At 71.9% G+C, this 23,129-nt stretch carries 19 protein-coding genes and 1 pseudogene; 5 read left to right on the forward strand and 15 right to left on the reverse strand.

All coding sequences use genetic code 11. The features are described from left to right. Positions 1-77 precede the first annotated feature (77 nt). From ABZS66_RS13330 to ABZS66_RS13375, 10 genes and pseudogenes are all read right to left on the reverse strand, one after another. Complete coding sequence (locus ABZS66_RS13330) at positions 78-1,589, reverse strand: amidohydrolase family protein (protein WP_354757371.1); 1,512 nt, start codon at positions 1,587-1,589, stop codon at positions 78-80. 177 nt (positions 1,590-1,766) lie between these two features. Next, positions 1,767-1,943: pseudogene (locus tag ABZS66_RS13335) on the reverse strand (IS607 family transposase); the annotation flags it as partial. A gap of 41 nt (positions 1,944-1,984) precedes the next feature. Continuing rightward, the gene (locus ABZS66_RS13340) at positions 1,985-2,848 is read right to left on the reverse strand and encodes a hypothetical protein (protein WP_354757372.1); all 864 of its coding nucleotides are present in this window, start codon (positions 2,846-2,848) and stop codon (positions 1,985-1,987) included. Positions 2,849-2,906: 58 nt separating this feature from the next. After that, positions 2,907-3,305, reverse strand: coding sequence for a GntR family transcriptional regulator (locus ABZS66_RS13345; protein WP_354757373.1), 399 nt, complete (start codon positions 3,303-3,305; stop codon positions 2,907-2,909). Between the two features lie 101 nt (positions 3,306-3,406). After that, positions 3,407-4,267, reverse strand: a complete 861-nt coding sequence (locus tag ABZS66_RS13350; protein ID WP_354757374.1) for a DUF350 domain-containing protein — start codon at positions 4,265-4,267, stop codon at positions 3,407-3,409. 30 nt (positions 4,268-4,297) lie between these two features. Further along, the gene (locus ABZS66_RS13355) at positions 4,298-5,593 is read right to left on the reverse strand and encodes a glutathionylspermidine synthase family protein (protein ID WP_354757375.1); all 1,296 of its coding nucleotides are present in this window, start codon (positions 5,591-5,593) and stop codon (positions 4,298-4,300) included. A gap of 1 nt (position 5,594) precedes the next feature. Further along, positions 5,595-5,966, reverse strand: coding sequence for a hypothetical protein (locus ABZS66_RS13360; protein ID WP_354757376.1), 372 nt, complete (start codon positions 5,964-5,966; stop codon positions 5,595-5,597). 76 nt (positions 5,967-6,042) lie between these two features. Beyond that, complete coding sequence (locus ABZS66_RS13365; RefSeq protein WP_354757377.1) at positions 6,043-6,210, reverse strand: DUF3073 domain-containing protein; 168 nt, start codon at positions 6,208-6,210, stop codon at positions 6,043-6,045. A gap of 153 nt (positions 6,211-6,363) precedes the next feature. Then, positions 6,364-7,170, reverse strand: a complete 807-nt coding sequence (locus ABZS66_RS13370) for a septum formation family protein (RefSeq protein WP_354757378.1) — start codon at positions 7,168-7,170, stop codon at positions 6,364-6,366. A 64-nt stretch (positions 7,171-7,234) separates the two neighbouring features. Further along, a complete protein-coding gene (locus ABZS66_RS13375; RefSeq protein WP_354757379.1) occupies positions 7,235-8,131 on the reverse strand; it encodes a LysR family transcriptional regulator in 897 nt (298 codons plus the stop codon). Between the two features lie 70 nt (positions 8,132-8,201). On the opposite strand from ABZS66_RS13375, the gene ABZS66_RS13380 reads away from it, so the two are divergent. Beyond that, complete coding sequence (locus tag ABZS66_RS13380; protein ID WP_354757380.1) at positions 8,202-9,041, forward strand: SDR family NAD(P)-dependent oxidoreductase; 840 nt, start codon at positions 8,202-8,204, stop codon at positions 9,039-9,041. Here the strand turns inward: ABZS66_RS13380 and ABZS66_RS13385 are convergent. From ABZS66_RS13385 to ABZS66_RS13395, 3 genes are read right to left on the reverse strand one after another with little or no spacing between them, the layout of a single operon-like run. Then, positions 9,003-10,004, reverse strand: coding sequence for a hypothetical protein (locus tag ABZS66_RS13385; protein ID WP_354757381.1), 1,002 nt, complete (start codon positions 10,002-10,004; stop codon positions 9,003-9,005). The two genes, ABZS66_RS13380 and ABZS66_RS13385, sit on opposite strands and share 39 nt — an antisense overlap. Beyond that, positions 9,994-10,491: a SigE family RNA polymerase sigma factor gene (locus ABZS66_RS13390; protein ID WP_354757382.1), complete on the reverse strand. Its 498-nt coding sequence runs from the start codon at positions 10,489-10,491 to the stop codon at positions 9,994-9,996. Before ABZS66_RS13390 ends, ABZS66_RS13385 begins: the two co-directional genes overlap by 11 nt. A 41-nt stretch (positions 10,492-10,532) precedes the next feature. Beyond that, the gene (locus ABZS66_RS13395; protein WP_354757383.1) at positions 10,533-11,873 is read right to left on the reverse strand and encodes a glutamate-cysteine ligase family protein; all 1,341 of its coding nucleotides are present in this window, start codon (positions 11,871-11,873) and stop codon (positions 10,533-10,535) included. Positions 11,874-12,257: 384 nt separating this feature from the next. Between ABZS66_RS13395 and ABZS66_RS13400 the strand changes: the two genes are divergently transcribed. The 3 genes from ABZS66_RS13400 (at position 12,258) to ABZS66_RS13410 (ending at position 20,034) form a co-directional block, all read left to right on the forward strand. Next, positions 12,258-14,285 (forward strand): glycosyl hydrolase family 28-related protein, encoded by a 2,028-nt coding sequence (locus ABZS66_RS13400; RefSeq protein WP_354757384.1) that lies wholly within the window; start codon positions 12,258-12,260, stop codon positions 14,283-14,285. Positions 14,286-14,720: 435 nt separating this feature from the next. Continuing rightward, entirely contained in the window at positions 14,721-17,168 is a 2,448-nt protein-coding gene (locus ABZS66_RS13405; protein WP_354757385.1) for an Hsp70 family protein, read from the forward strand. Between the two features lie 124 nt (positions 17,169-17,292). Continuing rightward, on the forward strand, positions 17,293-20,034 hold the full coding sequence (locus ABZS66_RS13410) for an ExeM/NucH family extracellular endonuclease (RefSeq protein WP_354757386.1): 2,742 nt from the start codon (positions 17,293-17,295) through the stop codon (positions 20,032-20,034). 37 nt (positions 20,035-20,071) lie between these two features. Here the strand turns inward: ABZS66_RS13410 and ABZS66_RS13415 are convergent, their stop codons facing one another. Both ABZS66_RS13415 and ABZS66_RS13420 read right to left on the reverse strand, forming a co-directional pair. Then, entirely contained in the window at positions 20,072-21,361 is a 1,290-nt protein-coding gene (locus ABZS66_RS13415; RefSeq protein WP_354757387.1) for an FtsX-like permease family protein, read from the reverse strand. Then, a complete protein-coding gene (locus ABZS66_RS13420) occupies positions 21,358-22,089 on the reverse strand; it encodes an ABC transporter ATP-binding protein (RefSeq protein WP_354757388.1) in 732 nt (243 codons plus the stop codon). The genes ABZS66_RS13415 and ABZS66_RS13420 overlap by 4 nt, the downstream gene beginning before the upstream one ends. A gap of 112 nt (positions 22,090-22,201) precedes the next feature. On the opposite strand from ABZS66_RS13420, the gene ABZS66_RS13425 reads away from it, so the two are divergent. Further along, positions 22,202-23,086, forward strand: a complete 885-nt coding sequence (locus ABZS66_RS13425) for a TetR/AcrR family transcriptional regulator C-terminal domain-containing protein (RefSeq protein WP_354757389.1) — start codon at positions 22,202-22,204, stop codon at positions 23,084-23,086. Positions 23,087-23,129: the final 43 nt, after the last annotated feature.

The raw sequence follows: 23,129 nt of genomic DNA on the forward strand, positions 1-23,129 counted from the left end.
TGATTGGTGACCAACGCCCTTCATACACATGTTCTATCCACAGGCTGTGGATAGAACATGTGTATGAACACGCGCACTTATCCACAGGGGCAGCTGTGGATAACCGCGGACGAGGAGCGGGCGGCCTGCTCCACCTCGGCGAGCATCGCGTCGCGGCGGGCCGCGTCGATCAGGGTGCCCCTCGTGATCACCGCGTGGACCCGTCTCGTGTTGCGGATGTCGCGGAGCGGGTCCGCGTCGAGGACGACCAGGTCGGCCAGGCCGCCGGGGCGGACGGTGCCGGAGCCGAGCCCGAGATACTGCATCGGATCCCGCGTGGCGGCCAGCAGCACCCGCATCGGGCTCAGGCCTGCGCGGACCAGCAGTTCGAGCTCGTCGTGGAGGCTGAAGCCGGGAAAGCAGTACGCGCTGCCGGTGTCCGTGCCGGCCAGCAGCGGCACCTCGGCCGCCGCGGCGGCGCGCACGAAGCGCTGGCGGTGGCCGAACAGCTCGGCGTCCTGGGCGGTCCGCCCGCCACGGCCTAGCCCGGCAGGCCCGGCGAGCCCGGCAAGTCCGGCAAGCCCGGCCTCCCACGCCGCCCGGACCTCCGCCGGTACGTATCGCAGCCGCTCGTCATCGGTGTCGACCGATGCTGGGAGATCGACGACGCGGTGCATGGTGAGCGTCGGGGTCAGATGCGAGTCGTTGCGCGCGAGCCGGTGGAAGACGTGGGCGGCCCGCCGGTCGTCGAACGTGCGCGCGGCCCGCAGCTCCAGCGGATGGATCGCCCGGAACCAGCCGTCGGCGTCGCCCGGCTCGATCCGGATCGCGCGCAGCGCCCGGCGAATCGAGTCCTCGTCGGCGGACGTCGAGCACCACACCGTGAACAGGTGCTCGAAGCTGCGCTGCCCGACGTCGCTGGCGACCGTGACCGGGACGTCGTCGGGGCAGTGGCCGGCGAAGTCGAGCCCGACCCGGCGCGTCTCGTCGGCGATCGCGGCGTACGACTCGGCCGACAGTCGCGTGTACACCTTGACGAAGTCGGCGCCGTCGACCGCCGCCCGCTTGACCGCCGCGCGGGCCTCGCCGGCGTCGGCCACGTCGAGATACGGCACGCCGCGCCCGGCCAACAGGGACGGCGACCCGTCGAGGACCGGGCTCGCGATCACCGAGCGCGGGCCGGGCAGCATGCCGGCGTCGACACGCCGCCGCAAGTCGTGCAGTGCCGGATGACCGGACATCTCGCGTACCGTCGTGACACCGTTGACGACATACAGCGGCGGATCGATGGCCTCGTCGCCCGAACTGTGGACGTGCATGTCGACGAGCCCGGGGATGACGAACCGCCGACGCCCGTCGATGACGGCGGCGGCGCTGGGCACCCGCGTCTCGCGCGCCGGCCCGACGGCGGCGATGCGCCCGCCGTCGACGACCACCGTCATCCGGCGCTGCGGCGGCGCGCCGGTGCCGTCGATGACCGTCGTGTCGAGGATGGCGATCGGCGTGCCGCTCGCCGCCGGCTCGGCCCGCGCCGGGGTGCCCACGCCGGCCGCGAGCCCGACGCCGAGGCCGGTGCCGAGCAGCCCGCGCCGCGAGAACAGGTGCGTCATCGGTGAGGTCCCTTCCGTGGGGGCGCGACACCGTCGACTCTCCTCCGGTACAACTGCCGAGTCAGACCTGCTGGGCACCGTCTTCGGGTAGGGTCAGCACCCGTTTCCTCTCACGATGCTCTGGTGAGCGTGTGAGTGGATGTCCCGCCTTGCGGTGGGACGGTCCCGGTCTGACCCGCTGACCCGCGCATACACGGCGACCGTTTCAGCAACAGGAGCGGCGGTCGCGGCCGGGTCAACCAGGATCAGCCTGTCAACCCCTCGTGCGGGCACCGGCAGCTTGTCCTCCCGGAACCAGCGATACGCAGTGACGTGGTGAACGCCCTGACGCTCCGCCCACTCCGTCAAGTTCACTAATGCCTCATAGCGCATCATCAAGCACTGGCTGCTAATAGCTACTGGTAGCCCTCTTGGAGTTCCCGATATGCACCGATCACTGCCTGCGTGCGCTCGGCGAGGTCCTGCGCCGGATCGGGGGCCAGGGGGTCGGGCGGCGCGATCCGGCCGAGCACGAGATCGGCGCGCTGAATCGACCTGCGCGCGTTGCGGACCACCTGCTCGTCGCGCACGAACGCCCGGCACTCCGCGGCCAGCGTTTCGAGCGCGGTCAGCCGGCGTTCGATCTCGCGGTACACCGGAATCCGCGAGTCCTCGACGACGCTGATCCGGTCCTCCAACTCGTCGCGCAGCCCGGTCCGCTCGGGCACCTCCACCCGCGCCTGCTCGAGCTCGGCGACCTGCTCGCGCAGCACGGCGTGATCCCGCAAAAGCCCCGCGAGCGCCCATAATGATGCGGACAACTCGTCCCGCGGGCTGTCCAGCCGCACGAGCGGCGCGAGGTGCGGCCAGCTGCGCGCCGTCTGCCGCGCGGCCGTGAGGGCCCGCCCGAAGATTCCCGCCTCCGGCCCGGCGTCGAGCAGGCGGTGCCGGCTGTTCCAGGCATCGACTTCGGCCGTTTCCCGGCGCACGTACCGCCGCCCGACGACGGCCACGCCGGCGATCCCGGCAGGGACCCCGATCCAGGGCGTGACGAGCGCGGAGAGCGCGACGGCCACCCCGGCCGTGACCACGAACCCGGCCCCGGTGAGGAACTGCGCGGCGGCCAGCTCGGTGGCCGGCCGAACCCCGTCGAACCCGTTCCCGCGCGATCGGAACTCGACGATCCCGTCGCATTCCTCCCGCTCGACGCCGTGCTCGAACCCAGGCTCGTCAAGCGCAACGAGACACCGCCCAGCCTCGTCAACCACGACGAACAACACAGCGCAACTGTATCGATTCGCGCCCTCCCGGCCGACATGGCGGACGGCCGGGAGGGCTTCAGTCGGCGGGGACGGTGGTGAGGGTGTATGCCTCGGCCGGGTAGACCAGCGCCGGGTGGCCGGGTACGGAGATCTCGAAGACGGGGAGGCCGGGTGACCAGCCGTGGGCCTCGGCCTCGGGCCGGGTGGCCGGGCGGGCGTTGACCTCGGCGCCGGCGGGGAGGGCGACGGTGGCCTTGTCGAGGGGGGTGCGGACGGAGGCCGTGCGTCCGCGGCCGGTGCACAGCAACCCTTCGCGCACGAGTTCGGCGATGGCGGCGCGGACCGTGTCGCGTTTGCAGTTGAAGGCGGCGGCGATGTCGTGCTCGCTGGGCAGGTTGGCGCCGGGCGGGAAGTGGCGGGTGGTGATGCGCCGGCGGAGCTCGTCGGCGACGTCCAGGTACTTGGCGGTTGCCATGACGGAACTATAGGGCCATAGGGCCACTGACGGCTAGGGGGCGAAAAGGACCGGGGGCCGGCCGGCAGGCCGGCCCCCGGGGCCGTAGGCAAGCGGAGCGGCTAGTCGACGTAGAGGTTGACCACCGCGCTGATCGGGAGGGCCACCATCACCAGCAGGAACGCCAGTAGGGCCGCCGCCGCCTTCTGCTGCTGCTCGTGGATCGTCTTCAGCGTGCACTCGCCGGTCAGGACGAACCAGTCGATCACGTAGCGGGCGATGTACAGGCCCACGTACGCAACGCCGAGCGCCATGCCGAAGCCGGCGAAGCTCTCCGGCCACGTGGTGAAGTCGCCCGCCATGGCGCCGTAGAGGATCAGGCCGACCGAGGCCAGGACGGCGCCGCTCTCCAGTGCCTCGGTCACGCCGCCGGCGGCGATCGCCTGGCGGAGGTTGCCGCGGACCACCAGGGCGTGCAGGTAGAAGGCGATCACCAGGCCCGCGATGCCGGCCGCGGTGAAGGCCAGGGTGGCCAGGAGGGCCGTGCGCAGGTCGGGGGCCGTGCCCACGAACGTCGCGCGGACCACCAGGCCCAGACCCAGGTAGAAGCCCAGGCGGACCAGGGCCATCGGCAGCGGGATCTGGTCCAGTTCGTTCAGCTTCGTCGGGCGGGTGCGCAGCAGGATGATGTCGGTCAGGACGAAGCCCAGCACCGCCAGTACCGTCGCCCACACCAGGCCGCCGCCGACCCAGGCCAGCGAGCTCCACTTGTCCAGGTCCTGGCCGACCAGGCTGGACACGCCGACGACCTGCACGAACACGAAGCCCACGCGCTGGAGCAGGTAGGCCCAGTTGGACGCTATCCACAGCTCGTCGTGGTCGTCGAAGGACGTGAGGGCGTTCAGCAGCCACCAGCCGCCGCCCACGCCCACCACCACGATGAGCACCTGGAGCACCGCGATCAGGGGAGCCAGATCGTTCATGGCTGTCGTTTCTCCTCGGCCGGCACGTAGTCAGCCGGAATGGTCGATGGTGTGGGGGACGAAGTGGCTCAGATTGTCGGTCACCAGGCCGGCGCTCTCGCGGATGCCGAGGCCCGCGGGTTCGCCGTCGATCATCCAGATGCCGAGGACCGGATGCCAGGTGGCGCCGCGCTCGTCGGGGAAGGCAGGCAGCGGGGCGTAGGTCTGGCAGACGAACGGGCCGTCCTCGTACGGGCCCGGCGTGGTCAGCCGGACCTGGCCGTCGACGACGATGGAGACGTTGGCGCCCTCCCGGCCGAGCAGCGGCTTGCGCACGTAGTCGGTCATCCAGGAGGGACGCTCGTGCTCGAAGTACGCCGGCAGCACCAGATCCCGCCGCAGCGGGTCGTCGGCGTACATCTCCCACAGCACCGGCAGGAGTCCCTTGGTGCTCCAGAGCATCTTGTACGGCGGCTCGATCCACGCGGTGCTGTCCCGCGCGGGGTCGGCCATGTCGCGGAAGCACTGCCGGGCGAAGCGCTCCGTCGTCATCCATTCCCAGGGGTACAACTTGAACAGCACGTGGATGCGTTCGCCGTCGGCGTCGAAGAAGTGATCGCCCGCGACGACGTCACCGGCACCGATCTGGTTCATCCACAGGAACTTCACCCGGCAGCCGAGGGGCTCGAGAGCCTGGCGGGCGGTCTCCATGAGGTACTCGGTGTTGAAGAGATCCTCGCCGCTCTCGTCCGAGTCGTCGCACGCGAAGTGGATCGTGAGGTTCGGCGGGAGGTGTGGGCGCGACTGGCGGAGCCGGCCGATGTTGCGGATCCAGGCGGTGATGAGCCGCTCGTGCACTGCATTCCACTGGTCCTTGCCCTGTCCGGTCTCGGTGTGCCAGTACCACTGCATCACCGCTGACTCGGGCAGAGCCGTGGGCGTGTCGGCGTTGAACTCGAGCAACTGCGGGCGCGAGCCGTCGAACCGCACGTCGAACCGCGCATAGACGCTCGGCGAGAAGTCGCCGCGGGAGCGCCCGCCGGGCTCGGTCTCGTCGTCGTACCACGTGCGGGCGATCTGCTCCCAGGCGAACTCGGGGATGCCGAGCCGGCCCAGCATGTAGTTGTCGAGCATGTGGTCGCCGGCGGCGACGCACATCTCGAACAGTGTCTCGGCGTCGGTGTGCAGCTGCTCGATCTCGGCCGAGGTGAAGTCGTAGAACGGGCCCTCGCGCCAGTACTCCACGATCTCACCCGTCGGGCCGGGCGTCTCGTTGTAGAGAAGCCCCTGCTCGACGATGGTCTGCCGATAGTTGGGCCGGACCGCACCGTTGGGGATCCGGCGCACGTCAGCCGCCCGACTTGCCGGACTTGCTGCTGCTCCCGCCGCTGCCGAACCCGCCGGACACCACGTGGCCGTTGCTGACCTTGCCGGTGGCCGGCAGCCCGGCGGCCGTGCGGCCGGCCGAGTCGTTGTACGCGATGCGGGTGCCGCCCTTGAGCTTCTGGCCCGGCTTCATCCCGCGCGGGTAGGAGCCCGAGTAGAAGAAGTAGCCGTCACGCCCGTCGCAGCGGCTGTCCTCGACGATCACGCCGTTGCGGTCGCCGCAGTACACCCGCCGATCGCTGCTGCCGCACGCGGCGGTCAGCCCGGCACTCGCCGCCAATGATGCCAACGCGAGGTAACTGCGGCTCAGGGGTACCGCGGTCGATCGCCTCATAGGCAGCCACGGTAGATGACCATCGCAAGTTATGGGTGTCGACAAAACGGCAGGGCGAGTGCCACTTTCGGCCAGGTCACCGCTCGGCCGGCTGCTCCTGCTCATCCACTGGCTGCTCCTGCACGTGCGGCCGGGGCGATCCGGCGAGCTCGTGCTGGAGGGCGGTGAGGTCGGTTGGCGGGCTGAAGTACTTCAGCTCCCGGGCGATCCTGGCCTGCTTGGCTTTGGCTCGTCCACGTCCCATGCCTGCTCCCCGTGTCTGCCCGGTCGCTCGACGACCGCTGTGAAGAGTCCGCTCGTGGGCGCAACATTACAACGCCGCGGCCGCTGCCGACGAGCGGACTTTTCACTCGGGCTCGTGTCGGTCGGCTATTGGACCGAACGTCGATGGCGGGGGTCAGGCGACGGCGTGGCGGAGGGTGCCCGTGAAGGGCTGGTGGCCGGTTCGGGTGACGGTGCAGACGAAGCTGCGCACCACCTCGCCGGGGTCGCCGTTCTCGAACCACCATAAATAGCCCGAGGTGTACTGCGGATCGGCGCCGCCCAGCCAGGCGTTCGCGGCTGGCGGGCAGCGCTGGTCGTTGAGGGCGTCGACCTGGTCCAGGGTCGGGAGGGTCGAGAACTGGGTGGTCAGGCTGTCGACCCGGGTGACCTCATCGGTGTGCGGGCCCGAGCACGGGACCAGGGCCGCGCTGTGCAGGTCGTGGGTCTCGGCCAGGCAGGAGCCGACGACGAGGCGGGCGAAGACCTCCGGTTGGTACGCATTCTCGCCCGCCGGAAGGGTCGTCGACGCCGTCCACGGCAGCTTCCGGGGCAGTGCCGAAGCCGGGACCGAAGCCGGGACCGAAGCAGGCGGCGGAGCAGCGGAAGCCGGAGCGGCCGCCGGGGATGGGACGAACGCAGGCGGGGCGGCAGTGCGGTCGTCGCGGGAGGTCGTCCGCAGCGCGCCCGCCGCGAACCCGCACATGACCAGCGCCAGCAGCATCCCCAGCACCGTCGTGACGCCGATCAGGATCGAGGCGGTCGGGGACCAGCGCGGCACCTGGCGCCGCACGGGCGGGCGCGCCGGAGCGGGTGGGGTCCAGGTGCGCCACGGCGCCGGGGCGTGCGCCGGCGTCGGCGACACGTGCCGCCGCATGTCGTCCTCGCGGCGCTTCGCGGCCTCGACCCACTCCTGGTCGAACACCTCCTCCGGCTCCTCCACGGCAGCGATGCTAGAGCCGATCTTGGCCGGAGGGCATCGGTGCGAGCGAAGGTTCGTCTGGCGTTCAGGTCGCCGCTTCGCGCAGGGCCGCGGCGAGCAGCCGGGCCGGCGGCGACAGCGGGCCCGGCAGGTGGGCCAGCAGCACCCGGCGCCGCTCGTCCGGCCCGCCGCGCACCGGCAGCACCCGCACCCCGGCGGGGGCCAGCGGGGCCAGCGAGAGGGGCACCGTCGTGATGCCCGCACCCGCCGCGACCAGGGACAGCTTGGCCAGCCAGTCCCGCGCGGTGTGCGCGATCTCCGCGCGCTCGCCCAGGCCCGGCCACACGCCCATGAGCTGCTCGTCGCGGGCCGGCGGGCCGGCGATCCAGCGCTGGCCGCGCAGGTCGTCGAGGTCGATCGCGTCGCCCGCGGCCAGGGGTGAGGAGATGGGCACGGCGACGCGGAGGGTGCGTTCGGCGAGCACCGTCACGGCCAGGGGCGGCGAGCCGGCGTCCAGCGGGCGGTACGGCGGGGCGGCCGCCAGCACCGCCAGGTCGACGGTCCCGGCCCGCAGCGCGCGGACGAGCGACGTCGTGCTGCCCTCGCGGGTGGTCACGGCGACGCCGGGGTGCGTGCGGCGCAGGTCGGCGACCGCCCGGGGTACCAGAGAAGCCCCCGCACTCGTGAACCAGCCGAGCCGGACCGCACCCGCGTCCGCCGGGCGGCCGGCCAGCTCGCGCGCCGTCGCGGCGAGCTCGTCGAGGACGACCGCGGCGCGCCGGAGCACGATCTCGCCCGCGGGGGTGAGCCGCACGCCGTCGCGCCGGCGCTCCAGCAGCGCGGTGCCGGCGGTCCGCTCCAGGCCGGCGATCTGCCGCGAGACGGCCGACTGCGTGTAGCCCAGCGCGGTGGCCGCCGCCGTGAACGTGCCGCGCTCGGCGACCTCGCGGAACACCCGCAGCGCGACCAGCGAGAAGTCCATGACGGATACGCATACCAGGTGTGCCGTACTTTCGTGGCCCGCATGCCCGGGGAAACCTAGCGTCGGGAGCATGACGACTGCCTTGATCACAGGAGCCAACCAGGGGCTCGGGTTCGCGCTCGCGGCCGAGCTGGCCGCCCGGTTGCGGCCGGACGACCGGGTCCTGGTCACGGGGCGCAACCGGGAGCGCGTGGAAATGGCGGCGAAAAGCATCGGGAAAGAGGCCCGGGTCCTCGACGTCACCGACGCGACCGCGGTCAGCGCCCTGGCCGAGGAGCTCGGCCAGGTCGACCTCGTGTTCTCCAACGCGAGCGCCATGCTCACCCCGGACCGCACCCAGGAGGAGCAGGCCGACGAGTTCATCGCGGTCGCCAACGGCGGCGCCCAGGCGATCCTGCGCGAGTTCGGCCCGATCCTGCGGCCGGGTGGCCGGCTGATCGTGGTGGCGAGCAGCCTCGGCACGCTCGGCGGGCTCGACCCGCGGCTGCGCCCGCTGTTCGACGACGGCGTCACGCTGGACGACGTCGAGCGCGCCGTCGAGGGCTGGCGCCGCGCGATCCACGACGGCACCGCAGCGCAGCAGGGGTGGCCCCGATGGATCAACGTGCCGTCGAAGGTGGCGCAGGTGGCCGCGGTACGGGCGGTCGCCGCCGGGCGTCGCCGCGCCGACCTGGCCACGGAGACGCTGGTCGCCGCGGTCTGCCCGGGCCTGGTCGACACCCCCCTGTCCCGTCCGTGGTTCGCGGACTTCTCGCGGGCCCAGTCACCGGCGAAGGCGGCCGGCCGGCTCCTCGACGCCGTCCTACCGTTCGACCCGGCGCTGTACGGCGAGCTCAGCCGCTTCGGCCGGGTCCTCGACTGGCACGGCGACTCATTCGGTGATCTCGATCGGCACGCCACCGTTCGATAGGTTGGCGATCGCGACCCGCCCGTCGGCGGCCACGGCCATCCACGTCAGCACGGTGGGGCCGAGCGGGGCCGTCGCGGGCACCTCGAAGCGCATCCGGAAGGTCAGTGCGCTGTGGCGGGGGACGCTCTTCGCCGCGCAGTTGAGCCGGTACGTCGTCTTGAGGCCCGCGATCGTCTGCTGGTAGGCAGGGCAGGGCTGGAGGCTGAACGCGCGGGGGAACGCGTTGCGCACGGTGACGTCATAGACGAGCGCCGTACCGCGGCGCACCGTTCCCGGCGCCGACATGGTGACCGTCAAGGGCGCGTTGATGAGCGGCGCCTGGACGTACCACGGGCTCGCCGCGTAGCCGCACCCCGGCGCCAGGTCGACCGGCACCTCGCGGCCGCCGGCGATGATCCGCGGGTGCTGGTACCGCGGCGCGGCGCACGGCTGGACCTCGACGTCGATCCGTGCGGGCTCGCCGGGGTCGATCGTGGCGGGTGCCTGGTCGAAGCCGTGCCGGAGCGGCAGGGTGCCGGTCAGCGTGACCCGGGCGCCGGTGGCGATCTCCGTGGCGACGATCGAGGACGGGCCGGCGAGCGTGCACCGTTCGATGCGGTTGTTGGCGATCAGGACGGTGAAGGTGTCGCCGGTCTGCTCGTGCCAGGCCTCGTTGCCGAGGGCGTCGTCGGTGCAGGGCTTCGCGTCGGGCCGCGGGTCGCGGCGGTCGAGCTCGGGCAGCGCGGCCGGCTCGGCGACCCACTCGAAGACCGTCTGCGCCGGTGGCGCGTCCATGGTCGCCGGCCGGAGCAGGGCGGCGCCCACGAGCACGATGACGACCGCGGTCGCGCTGAGGATGATGGTGTACCGCCGGTGCCGCCGGCGGCGGACCCCCGCCTGCACGCGCTGCACCGGCTCGGCCCAGCCCTCCGGCGAATGCCGGCCGTCGGCGAGCTCCCGGCGCACGAGCTGCTCAATGTCCATCGGCCGCCGCCTCCATCCGCATGCTGTCGCGCAGCTTCTGCAGCGCGCGTGAGGTGTTGCTCTTGACGGTGCCGACGGAGCAGCCGAGCACCGCGGCGGCCTGCGCCTCCGACAGGTCGTCGTAGTACCGCAGGACAAGCACCGTCCGCTGTTGCCGGGGCAATGCCCGAATGGCCTGCCAGAGCCCGTGGTCGGCCGGCTCGGGGTCGACGTGGACGACCTCGGGCACCCGGTCGGTCAGCCGCTCGCGGCGCAGGGCCCGGCGGCGGTTGAGGTACTGGTTGACGATGATCCGCCGCACGTAGACGCCGGGCTCGTCGGTGCGCTGCACCCGCTTCCAGGCCATGCCGGTGCGCTCCAGCGCGTCCTGCACCAGGTCGGCCGCGAGCTGCTCGTCACCGCTGAGCAGATACGCGAAGCGCAGCAGCTCGCGGTGCCGGTCCCGCACGTACTCGGCGAAGGACGGCGGCGCTTCCCAGCTCGGCATGCCCGAAGGACACCACAGCCGCCGGAAAGGTTGCGTCCCCTTTACGAAGCCGCCGGGATGCTGAACTCCGCGAGGAAGTGGTCCTTGCCGTGCTCCCACGAGTCGAGCGCACGGTCGGCGAACGAGCGCATCGTCGTGCAGACCTCCTCGACCGGCTCCAGCAGCGTCAGCGTCTCCGGCTCCTCCAGCCCGGCGATGACCCGCGCCGACAGCCCCTGCCGGGCCAGCCGGAGCAGGTCGCGGGCCAGGTCCTGGACCAGGTGCGGGCCGATTGTCGCGGACAGCCCCTTGACGGCGATCTCGGCGCTGGCCCGGTCGAGGTCGGCCGCGGTCAGGCCGGACAGCAGGTCGTCGGCGGCGCGCCGGGCGGCCGGGTCGTAGGCGAGCCCGGTCCACAGCGCGGCGCCGGCGCCGAACCACGGCCACGGCGGCGCGTCCGCCAGGCGCAGCTCCAGCGTCCGGCGGACCCGCACGTGCGGCCAGACCTGGCTCAGGTGCAGCTCCCAGTCGGCGGACGTCGGGTACGTGCCATCGCCGAAGCCGCGCTCGACCGCCTCCCGGAACGGGATCGGCGCGGCGGCGACGTGCGACCCACCGACGAGGCGGTAGATCATGGGCAGGCGCGCCGCCCAGTCGACCAGGTCGTCGATCCCGGCGCCGGCGTCGAGCGCGACGGCGAGCACGCCGCAGCGGCGCGGGTCGAAGTGTCGCCAGTACTGCATGCGCCGCGACATGACACCGGTCGGCGCACCACCGGCGACCGGCGAGTCGACGAACAGCGCCGCGACGACCGGCGACGCCCGCACGAGCAGGCGCAGCTTGTCCATCAGGTCCACCGAGTCGGTGTAGTCCAGCGAGGTCTGCGCGGACAGCACCAGCCCCATGACCTCGTCGGCGTAAGCGCCGTCCGGCCCGAGGCGGCCGAAGTAGTCGCGCATCACCTGCACGCGCGGCTTCGGGTTCCAGGCGATGCCGTCGGCCGCCGTGAACGGCACGATCCCGCCGCTGAGCAATGCGATCCCGTGCCGGTCGGCCAGCCCGGCGGCGAGCTGGAGGTGCGCGCGCACGTCGGCGACGGCTTCGGCGACCGTCGGGAACGGCGGCGACGAGTACTCCAGCGCCCCGCCGGTCTCGAGCGTGAACTGCGCGCCCTCGGCGAGCTCGACGCCGATCGTCTGGGCGCCCTCCGTCAACAGGCTGCCGCCGTAGGTCCGGGCGACGTCGTCGAACAGCGCGGTCGCCTGCCCGTACGTCGCGTTGCGGCGGCTGCCGCGGTCGACCAGCCCGACCTCGACCTCCAGGCCGACGCTCTCCGCCCGCCCCGGCGGCGCCTCGAAAACCCCGCGTAAATCCGCAAGCCTTAACCTCTGCTGCCCTTTCACGCCGCCTCCGCTTCGCTCCGCCGGCGCTCGCCCTCACTCCACCTATGGTGAGCGGCCTCTCCGCTTCGCTCCGAACCGCTCACGAGGCCCTCCAGCGACGTCTGCCCACGTCTGAAAGACGCTCATGGTAATCGAACGAACGTCGGAACGTAATCGTCGTCGCGGGGGACCCCTCGCTGGACTGTTGAGGATGCGTTGCAAGAAATCGGGTAAGAGCCGCAATTAATTGGCGGGACCTTGTGCAAAGCCGTGTGGCGGTCCTACTGTCACCTCACCTCATGGCGTCCGCCCAAGCCTCGAGCGTCTGACACCCCGCACGACGTTCTGACGTTCCGCCAACTCGATGCGTCTCGGCGTCCGCCGTCCCGAGAGAAACGAGTCACGATGTCACGGAGCATCACTGGAGCACCATCACGGTGGTCCGCTGCGGCGACCGCGGCCGCCGTTGGCCTCGGCGTCCTTGTCGCCGGTGGCACCGCCGCTCACGCCGCGCCGTCCGCTACGGCGGTGACGCGGGCCGCGCTCGACCCGGCGCTCGTCGCCGGGCGGGGGGCGAGCGTGGACTTCGTCGAACAGGAAGCCGAGAACGCCAAGACCAACGGCGTCGTCATCGGCCCGGACCGCACCGCCTACACCCTGCCCGCGGAGGCGTCCGGCCGCAGCGCGGTCAAGCTCACGCCCGGTCAGTGGGTGGAGTTCACGCTGCCCAAGGCCGCCAACGCGATCACGGTGCGGTACAGCATCCCGGACGCACCGAACGGTGGCGGCATCACCGCGCCGCTCACCGTGTCGGTCAACGGCGGTCAGACCAAGACCATGACGCTGACCTCGCAGTACTCCTGGCTCTACAACCAGTACCCGTTCACCAACGACCCCAACGCCGACCTGCTGCACCCGGACTGGTGGATCACCGAGTGCGGCTGCGTGCCGGCGGCCACCACGCCGACGCCGCAGATCACCAAGCCGTTCCGGCCCTTCCACTTCTACGACGAGCAGCGGCTGCTGCTCGGCAAGACGTACAAGGCCGGCGACAAGGTCAAGCTGCAGGTGCCGAACAAGAGCAACGCCGCCTGGACGGTCATCGACCTGCTCGACTCCGAGCTGGTCGGCGCGCCGAAGGTCAACCTGCTCGCGGCGAACGTGCTGTTCTTCGGCGCCGACCCGACCGGGCGGCGCGAGTCGTCCGACGCGTTCGACATGGCGATCGCGTTCGCGAAGGCGTTCCGGCTGAAGGTGTACATCCCGCCGGGCACGTACCAGGTCAACCGCCACATCGTCGTCGACAACGTGACGGTCGAGGGCGCCGGCAACTGGTACACCATCATCAAGGGCAAGGAAGTCGCGCTCTCCGAGCCGGCGCCGGACCTCTCGATCCACACCGGCGTCGGGTTCTACGGCAAGTACGCCAAGGACGGCGGCAGCAACAACGTCCACCTGTCCGGCTTCTCGATCATCGGTGACGTGCGCGAGCGCATCGACACCGACCAGGTCAACGGCGTCGGCGGCGCGATGAGCAACTCCACCATCGACGGGCTCTACATCCAGCACACCAAGGTCGGCCTGTGGTTCGACGGCCCGATGACCAACACCCACGTGAAGAACGTGACGGTCGTCGACCAGATCGCGGACGGCCTGAACTTCCACACCGGCGTCACCAACTCCAGCGTCAAGAACAGCTTCTGGCGCAACACCGGTGACGACACGCTGGCGATGTGGTCGGAGAAGACGGTCAACGCGAACAACACGTTCGACCACAACACGATCCAGACCCCGACGCTGGCCAACGGCATCGCCATCTACGGCGGCAAGGACATCACGGTCTCGAACAACCTGGTGGCCGACCCGATCCGCGAGGGCAGCGCCCTGCACCTCGGCACCCGCTTCGGCGCCGAGCCGTTCAGCGGCACGATCAACATCACCAACAACACCACGGTCCGGGCCGGCACCTACGAGCTCAACTGGAACATCGGCCTGGGCGCGCTCTGGCTGTTCGCACTGGAGAAGAACCTCGACGCGAACGTCCAGGTCGTCGGCGACCACTTCCTCGACAACACCTACAACGCGATCATGTTCGTCGCCGACTGGCCGGTGAAGGACCTGTACTCGATCACGAACGTGCACTTCAAGGACGTTCGGGTCGACGGTACGGGCACCTCGGTGGTCAGCGCCCGCGCCGCGGGTTCGGCGACGTTCGAGAACGTGGACGCCCGCAACGTCGGCGCCGTCGGCGTCAACAACTGCGGTACGTTCCACTTCACCCCGGCCGGCTCGGAGTTCTCCCTGACCGACCTGGGCGGCAACGACGGCGGCGGCACCACGGGCCCGTGGCTCGCCCCGTGGGAGCTGCCGAACACCATCACCTGCGACGACCGCCCGCCGGTCGTCGTCCCCCCGGCCCCCGCGCCGTGGTGATCAAGCAGTAGGAAAGGCGCCCGGGTTCACCCGGGCGCCTTTTTTTCCGTTTTTCTCCGGCGATGCCGCCCGGCCTGCTGGACCGGTCCGAACCGGCGGCCCGCCCGCCGGCGCTGACGTCGCGGACGGCATCGGCGGAGCCGCGGCTGGCCGACATACTGGGGCCGGGTGAGGAACCGTGGTGGGATGCGGCTGACCGGCTACACGGAACCGCCCGAAACGAGCCGGCGTGACCCCACGCCGACGCGGCGATCGAGCGCCCGGTCGCCGCTCAGCACGGCCCGCGGGCCGGCCGGGCCATCGACCCGTCCGGCCATCGCTGGAGCGTGCCGAGCGTCGCCGCCGAGGTGACCCGGAAGGGCTCCGCGAGGAGGTCGGCGAGAGCTACCGGATCACCTGAGGAACTTTTCCGTCCCTCGCCCGATCCTGTATTGCATGCGGGAGCCCATCCTCGCCGTCGACTTCGGCACCTCGTCCACGTCCGCGGCCCTGGTCCAGGCCGACGCCGTCACGCTGCTGAAGGAGCCCGCGACGGGCGCGTGGTCGTGGCCGTCGAGCGTCTTCCTCGACGGTGAGCGCCTGGTCGTCGGCACCCTGGCCGAGCGCAAGAAGCGCCTGCGCCCGGCCTGCTACCGCGCCGAGCTCAAGCGGGACCTCGGCGAGGACGCGCTGGTGGTCCTGGGCGAGCGCGCCTTCGCCGTCGTCGACCTGGTGGCGGTGACGCTGACGGCACTGCGCGAGGAGGCCGAGCGGGTCCACGGCAGGCCCGTGACGCGGGCGGTGCTGACGATCCCGGCCGGCTACACCGCGGGCGACCCGCGCCGGTCGGTGCTGCTGGACGCCGCGCGACGGGCCGGGCTCACCCCGGCCGAGCTGCTTTCGGAGCCGGTCGCGGCGGCCCTGTCCGACCCGGCGGGCGCGCCGTTCGCGCCCGGTGACGTGGTGCTCGTGTACGACCTCGGCGGCGGCACCTTCGACACCGCCCTCGTGCGCGTCACCGACGGCGGTCACGAGCTGCTCGGCCACGCGGCGCTGGACGACTGCGGCGGCCGCGACCTCGACGCCGCGGTCGTCGGGTGGCTGCGCGAGCAGGGCGGCATCGAGCCGGCTGCGGCCACCACCCTCGCCGCGCGCCGGGCCCAGGTCGAGCTGGCCGAGCTGGCCCGGGCCATGAAGCACCAGCTCTCGGCGGCGGAGGTGGCCGAGGAGGTGTTCGTCCTGACCGGCGCCGAGGTCACCCTGACCCGTGCCGACTTCGCCGCCCTCGCGATGCCGATCCTCCGGCGCACGCTCAAGCTGAGCCGCGAGCTGCTCGTCGGCGCGCCACCGATTACGGCGGTCCTCGTCACCGGGGCCAGCAGCCGGATGCCACTGATCTTCGAGACCGTGACCGGCGAGTTCGGCGCGGCTCGCCGCTCGGCCGACCCGGACCTCGCCGTGGTCCGCGGCGCCGCCCGGTTCGCGGCCGGCGCGGCCGACCGCGCGCTGACCTCGCTGCCGCGCCGGACGGATGACCCGGCCATGCGCTGGCCCCTGCCCGACGGCGGCGCCACGCTGGTTGAGCTGCTCATCACGCCGGGCACGACCGTGACGGAAGGCGATCCGGTGGCCCTGGTGCGCCCGGCCGACGGCTCGCTCTGGCAGCTCCGCTCCGGCTACGACGCCGAGGTCGCCGAGGTGGCGGTCGCTCCCGGTGCCCACTTCGTCGCCGGCGACCCGATGCTCACCCGGATCGACCGCTTCCGTCCCTGGCGGACCCCGGTCCCCGGCACGGTCGCGGGCGACGTGGCGGCCGGCGGTGGCGGGGTCTTCGTCGTCGCCGAGCGCAACCGGCGGTACACCCTGCATGCCTTCCTCGCCATCACCGGCGAGCCCCGCTGGCACCACGAGCTGGCCGCCCAGCCGAAGCTCGCGCCGGTCGTCCACGCGGGCCTGGTGCTGGTCCAGGCGGACGGCCGGCGCCTCGACGCGCTGCGCGCCGGCACCGGCGAGCGCGCCTGGTCGGTGGAGGTGCCTGACACGCCACGCTGGCAGCGGAACGCGATCACGCACGTCGCGGCCGAGCACGGGCTGGTCGCGGTCGCCGACCGGTTCGGCGCCCGGCTCTTCGGCGCGGCCGACGGCGTGCAGCGGTGGGCCTGCCTGCCGGCGGGCCACTACGGCGAGGACGGCGCGTCCGTGGCGATCGGGCCCGGGACGACCTGTGTCGTGCTGCACCCGCCGGCCGCGCAGCAGCAGCGGCTCATCGCGCTCGACACGGCCTCGGGGGAGGTGCGCTGGGAGCGGGAGCTGGGCCTCTGGGGCAGCATCTGGCGGCCCGATCCGCCGGTCGTCCACGGTGACCTGGTGGTGTACAAGTCGGCCCAACCGGTGTCGGCGTACCCTGCCGATCCACCGCCGGGGTCCGGTGTCCGGCGGTCGGTGTGGCGCCGCTACCTCCCACTGCTGGCGACACGGGGCAGGGCCTCCGTCTTCCGGCTGTCGGACGGTGAGCTCTTGTGGTGGTACCGCGACGTCGATGCGGAGGACCGACCGGTGCTGGTGGCGGGCGACCTGGTGATCGCCGGCAACGGCGGCAGCAACGGGTCGACGCACATCAACCGGGCCGGGCTCGCCGCTCGCGACGGCCGCGTCGTGTGGAGCTCGACGAGGATGCCGGGTGCCCTGGTCGCGGCCGGCGGGTCGCTGTACCAGGTCGACAACGGCGACGTCGTCGCTCGAGACTCCGGGACAGGCGTCGAACGATGGCGGCACAAAGGGCCCGCGACGTACCAATCCGGGCGGAGCAGCCTCGCCGCGTCCGGCGACGCGGTCTTTGTCCACGCTTTCACCGATGCGATCGCGGCCTTCGACGGGCGCACCGGAGCAGCGCCGGAGCGTTAGCCAGCCGTTCATCCAAGGTCATTGTTTTCCCATATGCTCCGGCGGTCCTGCTCTTCCTTTACGGAGGCTCAGCTTGATACGCCGAAGGATTGTCAGCGCGCTAGGCGTGCTGGTCGTGGGCGGTGTGGGGGCGTTAACCACGCAAACCACCGCATTCGCCGCGGACACCCCGTTCATCAGCGAAATCCACTACGACAATGCTGGCACCGATTCCGGTGAGAGCATCGAGATCGAGGCGCCCGTCGGATTCGACCTGACCGGCTGGCAGATCGTCCTCTACAACGGCAACGGCGGCGCGGCGTACAACACCCGCACCCTCTCCGGCCTCGTGCCGGCGGCCGGCGTGGTGGTCGCGACCTACCCCGTCGACGGGATCCAGAACGGTTCGCCCGACGGGATCGCGCTCGTTCGCGCAGACGGCACCGTTGCGGAGTTCATCACCTACGAGGGCACCTTCGCCGCGGTGGGCGGGCCGGCCAACGGCCTGACCGGGACCGACATCGGCGTCGCCGAGGGCACCGCCACGGCCGTGGGGCTCAGCCTGCAGAAGATCGATGGCGTCTGGAAGGAGCCGGCGACCAGCTCGTTCGGCGTCCGGAACACCGGCGGCACGGACCCGGAGCCGGAGCCGACGGGCTGCGACTCGCTCGTCGTCAACCGCACGATCGCCGAGGTCCAGGGCACCGGCGCGGCCACCCCGCTCGCCGGCACCCGCGTCGTGGTCGAGGGCATCGTGACCGCCGACCACCGGACCGGCGGGTACAACGGCATCGTCATCCAGACGGAGGGCACCGGTGGCCAGGCACCGGCCGCCGGCAAGGCGTCGGACGGCATCTTCGTCTACCTGACCGGCAACACCGCGCTCCACCCGTCGGTGGCGCTCGGTGACCGCGTGAAAGTCGGCGGTACCCCGAGCGAGTTCAACGGCCTGACCGAGCTGACCATCGGCGCCAAGAGCGACGTCCAGGTCTGCGCGCAGGGCGTGGCCCTGCCGGCACCGGCCCCGCTGAGCCTCCCGCTCGACGAGGCCGGGCGCGAGTCGGTCGAGTCGATGCTGGTCGCGCCGATCGGCCAGTACACCGTCTCCGAGGTGTACAACACCAACCGGTACGGCGAGGTCGTCCTGGCCGCCGGTGACAAGGCCCTGCCGATCGCGACCGACCTGGCCCGCCCGGGCACCCCGGAGGCTCTGCAGGTCGCGGCCGACAACAAGCTGCGCCGGCTGCTGGTCGACGACGGCAGGACGACGAACCTGTCGTCGGCCGGCCTGCTGCCGCCGTACTTCTCGCCGACCAACCCGCTGCGCGTCGGCGACTCGGTCGAGGCGTTCGGCCCGAGCGTGCTGTCCTACGGCTTCAACGAGTGGCGCCTGCAGCCGACGGTCCCGATCGACGCGGACACCCCGCCGGCCGCCCGGACCTCGTTCAAGGTGACCAACCCGCGCACCGCCGGGCCGCAGCCCGTCGGCGGCGACCTGAAGCTGGCCAGCTTCAACGTCCTCAACTACTTCGTGCACTTCGGCGGCGACGCCCGCGGCGCGGACGACGAGGCGGGCCTGGCCAAGCAGGAGGCCAAGATCGTCGCCGCGATCAACTCGCTCGGCGCCGACGTGGTCGCCCTGGAGGAGATCGAGAACTCGATCCGCTTCAACCCCGACGACCCGCAGCAGGCGCTCAAGCGCCTGGTCGGCGCGCTGAACGCGGCCGCCGGCGCGGGCACCTGGGACTACGTCCGCTACCCGGCGGCGCTCCCGCCCGCCGCGCAGCAGGACTTCATCACCACGGCGATCATCTTCAAGCCGGCCAAGGTCACCCCGGTCGGCGAGTCGAAGGCGCTCAACGACGAGACGGTGTGGTTCAACGCCCGCGAGCCGATTGCGCAGACCTTCAAGGCCGGCCTGCTCACGTTCACGGTCGTGGCCAACCACCTCAAGTCCAAGAGCACCTCGGACGCGGCCGTCGGCGACAACGCCGACAAGGGTGACGGCCAGGGCGCGTTCAACGGCGACCGGGTGCGCCAGGCCCAGTCGCTGGTCGGGTTCGTCAACGGGCTGAAGGCCGAGAGCGGCAGCGACGACGTCCTGCTGCTCGGCGACTTCAACGCCTACACGCACGAGGACCCGATGCAGGTCCTGTACGACGCGTCGTTCAAGGACCTGAACACCACCGGCAAGGCGACCTACGTCTTCGGCGGTGAGTCCGGTTCGCTGGACCACGCGGTGGCCAGCCCGTCGCTCGCCGCCCGCGTCACGGGCGTCGACGTCTGGCAGATCAACTCGCACGAGTCGTTCGCGTTCGAGTACGACGGCCACCCGGCGTTCTACGCACCGAACCCGTACCGCGCGAGCGACCACAACCCGATCGTGGTCGGCATCAGCGTCCCCAAGTGCGCCCGGGTCATCACCGGCCGCTACGCGGGCCCGCTGACGGTCACCTCGGGCATCACCTGCCTCGCCAACGCGACCGTCGCCGGCCCGGTGACCGTCGCGGCCGGCGCCTCGCTCGTGGCGACCGGCGGCAGCATCGCCGGCCCGGTCACGGCGCTCGGCGCGGCCCAGGTCACCATCTCCGGCACCACGATCTCCGGTCCGGTGACGGTGACGGGCGCGACCGGCGACGTGACGATCAGCCAGGCCCGCATCAGCGGCCCGGTGACGATCAGCGGCAACAAGACGGTCAAGCTGGACGGCACGACGGTGTCCGGCCCGCTGACCGTGCTGGCCAACACCGGCGGCAAGTCGGTCGTCGTCGCCGGCAACACGGTGAACGGCCCGCTGTCCTGCGTCGGCAACGACCCGGCGCCGGTCAACAACGGTGTGAAGAACACCGTGCGCGGCCCGGCGACGGGTCAGTGCGCGAAGCTGTGAACCAGCAGAGGCGCCCGGGGAACCGGGCGCCTCTGTCTCATGCCGTTGTGGCCGGCCCACGTGTGCTTCTCCGGGTGGTGCCGATCATGGCCGCCGCCGTGAGTGCGATCGCCGTGGCCACGACCACCGCGTACGCCGCCGGGGTCGCCTCCGGCCACAGCCGGTCCGCCCGCGCCGCGCCGAACGGCACGATCGTGACGAGCGAGGCGAGCGACCCGCCCAGCACGCCGGTCACGGTCACCAGCAGCCCCTCCATCGCGACCATCGCGACGAGCTGGCCGCGGGTCGCCCCGGCCAGCCGGTGCTGGGCGAACTCCCGGCGTCGGCTCGCGGTCGCCGCGATCAGGGTGTTGACCAGCATGATCGCGACGAACAGCGTCATCATGCCGACGACCACGTAGTTGAGGGTCTGCACGTCCTGGGCGTAGTCCGGCTGGACCTGCCCCTCGGCCGCCTTGTCCTCGATCGCCTGCATGTACACCGTGCCGGTCGCGACCCCGGTGAACAGCAGCACCGGCATCACCGCACTCGCGAGCTGCCGGATCCGCGTCCGTACCGCGAGCACCGCCAGCTCGCCGGCCACCCCGCGCAGCGCCGGGCCGAGCACCGCGGTCACCAGCCGCAGCAGCTCCGGGGCGAGCAGCGCCAGGCCGAGCGACGCCCAGATGCCGGCCTGCCCGGCGGTCTGCATGGCGTCGACGCCCTTGCCGTCCATGACGGTCGCCGTGAGCGTCGCGCAGCTCGCGCCGGCCGCCAGGAACAGCACCGCGGCGCCGCGCCGCAGCCGCGGCCGCTGGGTCTTCGGTGCGGTCCGCCGGGACGCCGCCACCGCCGCGACCAGCGAACCGACGAGCGTGACGCCGAAGCCGACGTTGATCGCGGCACCGCCGAAGGCAAACTCCGCCGACTCGGCGACCTGGCCGGTGTTCTGCAGGAGGTTCAGCAGGACCCGGCCGATGACGAGCCCCAGTGGTACCGCGGCCGCCGCAGCGATCAGCGAGACCGCAGCGGCTTCGCCCAGGATCATCCGGCGGAGCTGCGCGGGGGTGGCGCCGATCCGGTGCAGTGCGGTGATCTGCCCGGCCCGCTGCCGCACCGACAGGCTCAGCGTCGAGGTCACCGCGAACACCACGATGACCAGGCACCAGCCCCCGCCGACGCCGGCCGTGGTGACCAGCGACTCGGCGCTGTCCGCGTCGGTACCGGCGGCGGTGTCGATGAGCGACGCGAACCCCATGAGCAGGGTCGCCCCCAGGAACGCGGACAGGAAGGTGGCGATGAAGCCGCCCGGCCGGTGCCGCAGGTTGCGCAGCGCGACGCCGATCATGCCGCCGCTCCCGTCAGCTCGCCGAGGTGCGCCAGCCGCTCCGCGACCGCCTCCGCCGTGGGCGCCCTGAGCGACCCGGCCAGGCGCCCGTCCGCGAGGAAGAGCACTTCGCCGGCGTACGAGGCCGCCACCGGGTCGTGGGTGACCATGACGACGGTGCGGCCGTGCTCGCGGACCACGGCGCGCAGCAGCTCGAGAACCTCACGGGCGCTGCGCAGGTCGAGCGCGCCGGTGGGCTCGTCGGCGAAGATCACTGCCGGCTCGGTGAGCAGCGCCCGGGCCACGGCGGCCCGCTGCCGCTGCCCGCCGGACAGCTGGTCCGGGCGGCGGTCGCGGTGGTTGTCGAGCCCAAGGCTCTTGAGGAGCTCACGGCTCCTCCTGCGGTCAGCCCGGCGCCCGGCCAGCCGCAGCGGCAGGACCACGTTCTGTTCCACGGTGAGTGAGGGGAGGAGGTTGTACTCCTGGAAGACGAAGCCGACGCGCTGCCGGCGGAACTTCGTCATGGCGGTGTCGTTGCTCGCGCTCAGCTCGGTACCCCCGATGAACACCCTTCCGCTGGTGGGCCGGTCGAGCCCCGCGGCGCACTGCAGCAGCGTGCTCTTGCCCGAGCCCGACGGCCCCATGATCGCCGTGAAGGTCCCGTCGGCGAAGGTCGCCGACACCCCGTCGAGCGCCCTGGTGGTGCCGTACGTCTTGCGCAGCTCTTCCAATCGGACTGCGTCGGCCATTGCGTCCTCCCGGTATCCGTTTCGTACACCGTACGAGCGCACTACCTCCGTCGTCGGTATTGCTGACCCCCGCATTTGACTAGTGCACTGCGGTGCGGTGCACTAGTGCACTATGGAGCTTCCCGTGTACCGCCGGATCGCCGGGGAGATCGCCGCCCAGATCGCGTCGGGCGCACTTCCACCGGGCGCCGCGGTGCCGTCGACGCGCCGGCTCATGGCCGAGTACGGCGTCGCGATGGCCACGGCGACGAAGGTCATCACCCACCTGCGCGAGCAGGGCCTGGTACAGACCACTCCCGGCCGAGGCACGACGGTGGCCCGCCCCCGGGCGGCTGTTCCGGACACCCCGGACCGCGACCTGGTGGTCCGCACGGCCATCATGATCGCCAACGCGGAGGGCCTGCCGGCCGTCTCGATGCGCCGGCTGGCGGGCGAGCTGGGGATGCCGACGATGTCGCTGTACCGCCACGTGGCCGACAAGGAGGAGCTGGTCCTGCTGATGATGGACCGGGTGATGGCCGCCCACCCGCCGCCGTCCCTGGACCCGGCCGTGCACGGCTGGCGGGTATGCGTGGAGGCGCTGGCCCGGTTGCAATGGCGGATGTACCGCCAGCAGCCGTGGCTGGCCCAGGCGGTGTCCTTCACACGCCCGCTGCTGGCCCCGCACGCGATGGCCCACACGGAGTGGACGATGCGCGCCCTGGACGGCCACGGCCTGGCCCCGTCGACGCAGTTCGCGGCGGCGGTGATGCTGGCCAACCACGTTCGCGGCACGGCGGTCAACCTGGAGGCGGAGGCCCAGGCGGAGCAGGAGTCGGGAATGACCGACACACAGTGGATGGAGGCGCAGTCGGAGCGCTTCGCCGCGGTGCTGGCGACGGGCCGCCTCCCGCAGATGTCCCGCTTCCTGGCCACGGACCCGACGTTCGACCTGGACCTACTGATGGAGTTCGGCCTGCAACGCCTACTGGACGGCCTGGCCGCCCTCATGGCCTGACCAGCGAAAACGCCGCGCTGTGAGTATCGCGTGGAACGAGAGC

The organism is Dactylosporangium sp. NPDC005572 (genome assembly GCF_040605515.1).
GTDB lineage: Bacteria > Actinomycetota > Actinomycetes > Mycobacteriales > Micromonosporaceae > Dactylosporangium.

Excerpts from the sequence above, each read along its gene's own strand:
- ABZS66_RS13365 (WP_354757377.1), bottom strand. The coding sequence starts at position 6,210 with ATGGGACGTGGACGAGCCAAAGCCAAGCAGGCCAGGATCGCCCGGGAG.
- ABZS66_RS13380 (WP_354757380.1), top strand. The coding sequence starts at position 8,202 with ATGACGACTGCCTTGATCACAGGAGCCAACCAGGGGCTCGGGTTCGCG.
- ABZS66_RS13330 (WP_354757371.1), bottom strand. The coding sequence starts at position 1,589 with ATGACGCACCTGTTCTCGCGGCGCGGGCTGCTCGGCACCGGCCTCGGC.
- ABZS66_RS13385 (WP_354757381.1), bottom strand. The coding sequence starts at position 10,004 with ATGGACATTGAGCAGCTCGTGCGCCGGGAGCTCGCCGACGGCCGGCAT.
- ABZS66_RS13350 (WP_354757374.1), bottom strand. The coding sequence starts at position 4,267 with ATGAACGATCTGGCTCCCCTGATCGCGGTGCTCCAGGTGCTCATCGTG.
- ABZS66_RS13405 (WP_354757385.1), top strand. The coding sequence starts at position 14,721 with ATGCGGGAGCCCATCCTCGCCGTCGACTTCGGCACCTCGTCCACGTCC.
- ABZS66_RS13375 (WP_354757379.1), bottom strand. The coding sequence starts at position 8,131 with ATGGACTTCTCGCTGGTCGCGCTGCGGGTGTTCCGCGAGGTCGCCGAG.
- ABZS66_RS13420 (WP_354757388.1), bottom strand. The coding sequence starts at position 22,089 with ATGGCCGACGCAGTCCGATTGGAAGAGCTGCGCAAGACGTACGGCACC.
- ABZS66_RS13360 (WP_354757376.1), bottom strand. The coding sequence starts at position 5,966 with ATGAGGCGATCGACCGCGGTACCCCTGAGCCGCAGTTACCTCGCGTTG.
- ABZS66_RS13400 (WP_354757384.1), top strand. The coding sequence starts at position 12,258 with ATGTCACGGAGCATCACTGGAGCACCATCACGGTGGTCCGCTGCGGCG.
- ABZS66_RS13415 (WP_354757387.1), bottom strand. The coding sequence starts at position 21,361 with ATGATCGGCGTCGCGCTGCGCAACCTGCGGCACCGGCCGGGCGGCTTC.
- ABZS66_RS13345 (WP_354757373.1), bottom strand. The coding sequence starts at position 3,305 with ATGGCAACCGCCAAGTACCTGGACGTCGCCGACGAGCTCCGCCGGCGC.
- ABZS66_RS13425 (WP_354757389.1), top strand. The coding sequence starts at position 22,202 with ATGGAGCTTCCCGTGTACCGCCGGATCGCCGGGGAGATCGCCGCCCAG.
- ABZS66_RS13390 (WP_354757382.1), bottom strand. The coding sequence starts at position 10,491 with ATGCCGAGCTGGGAAGCGCCGCCGTCCTTCGCCGAGTACGTGCGGGAC.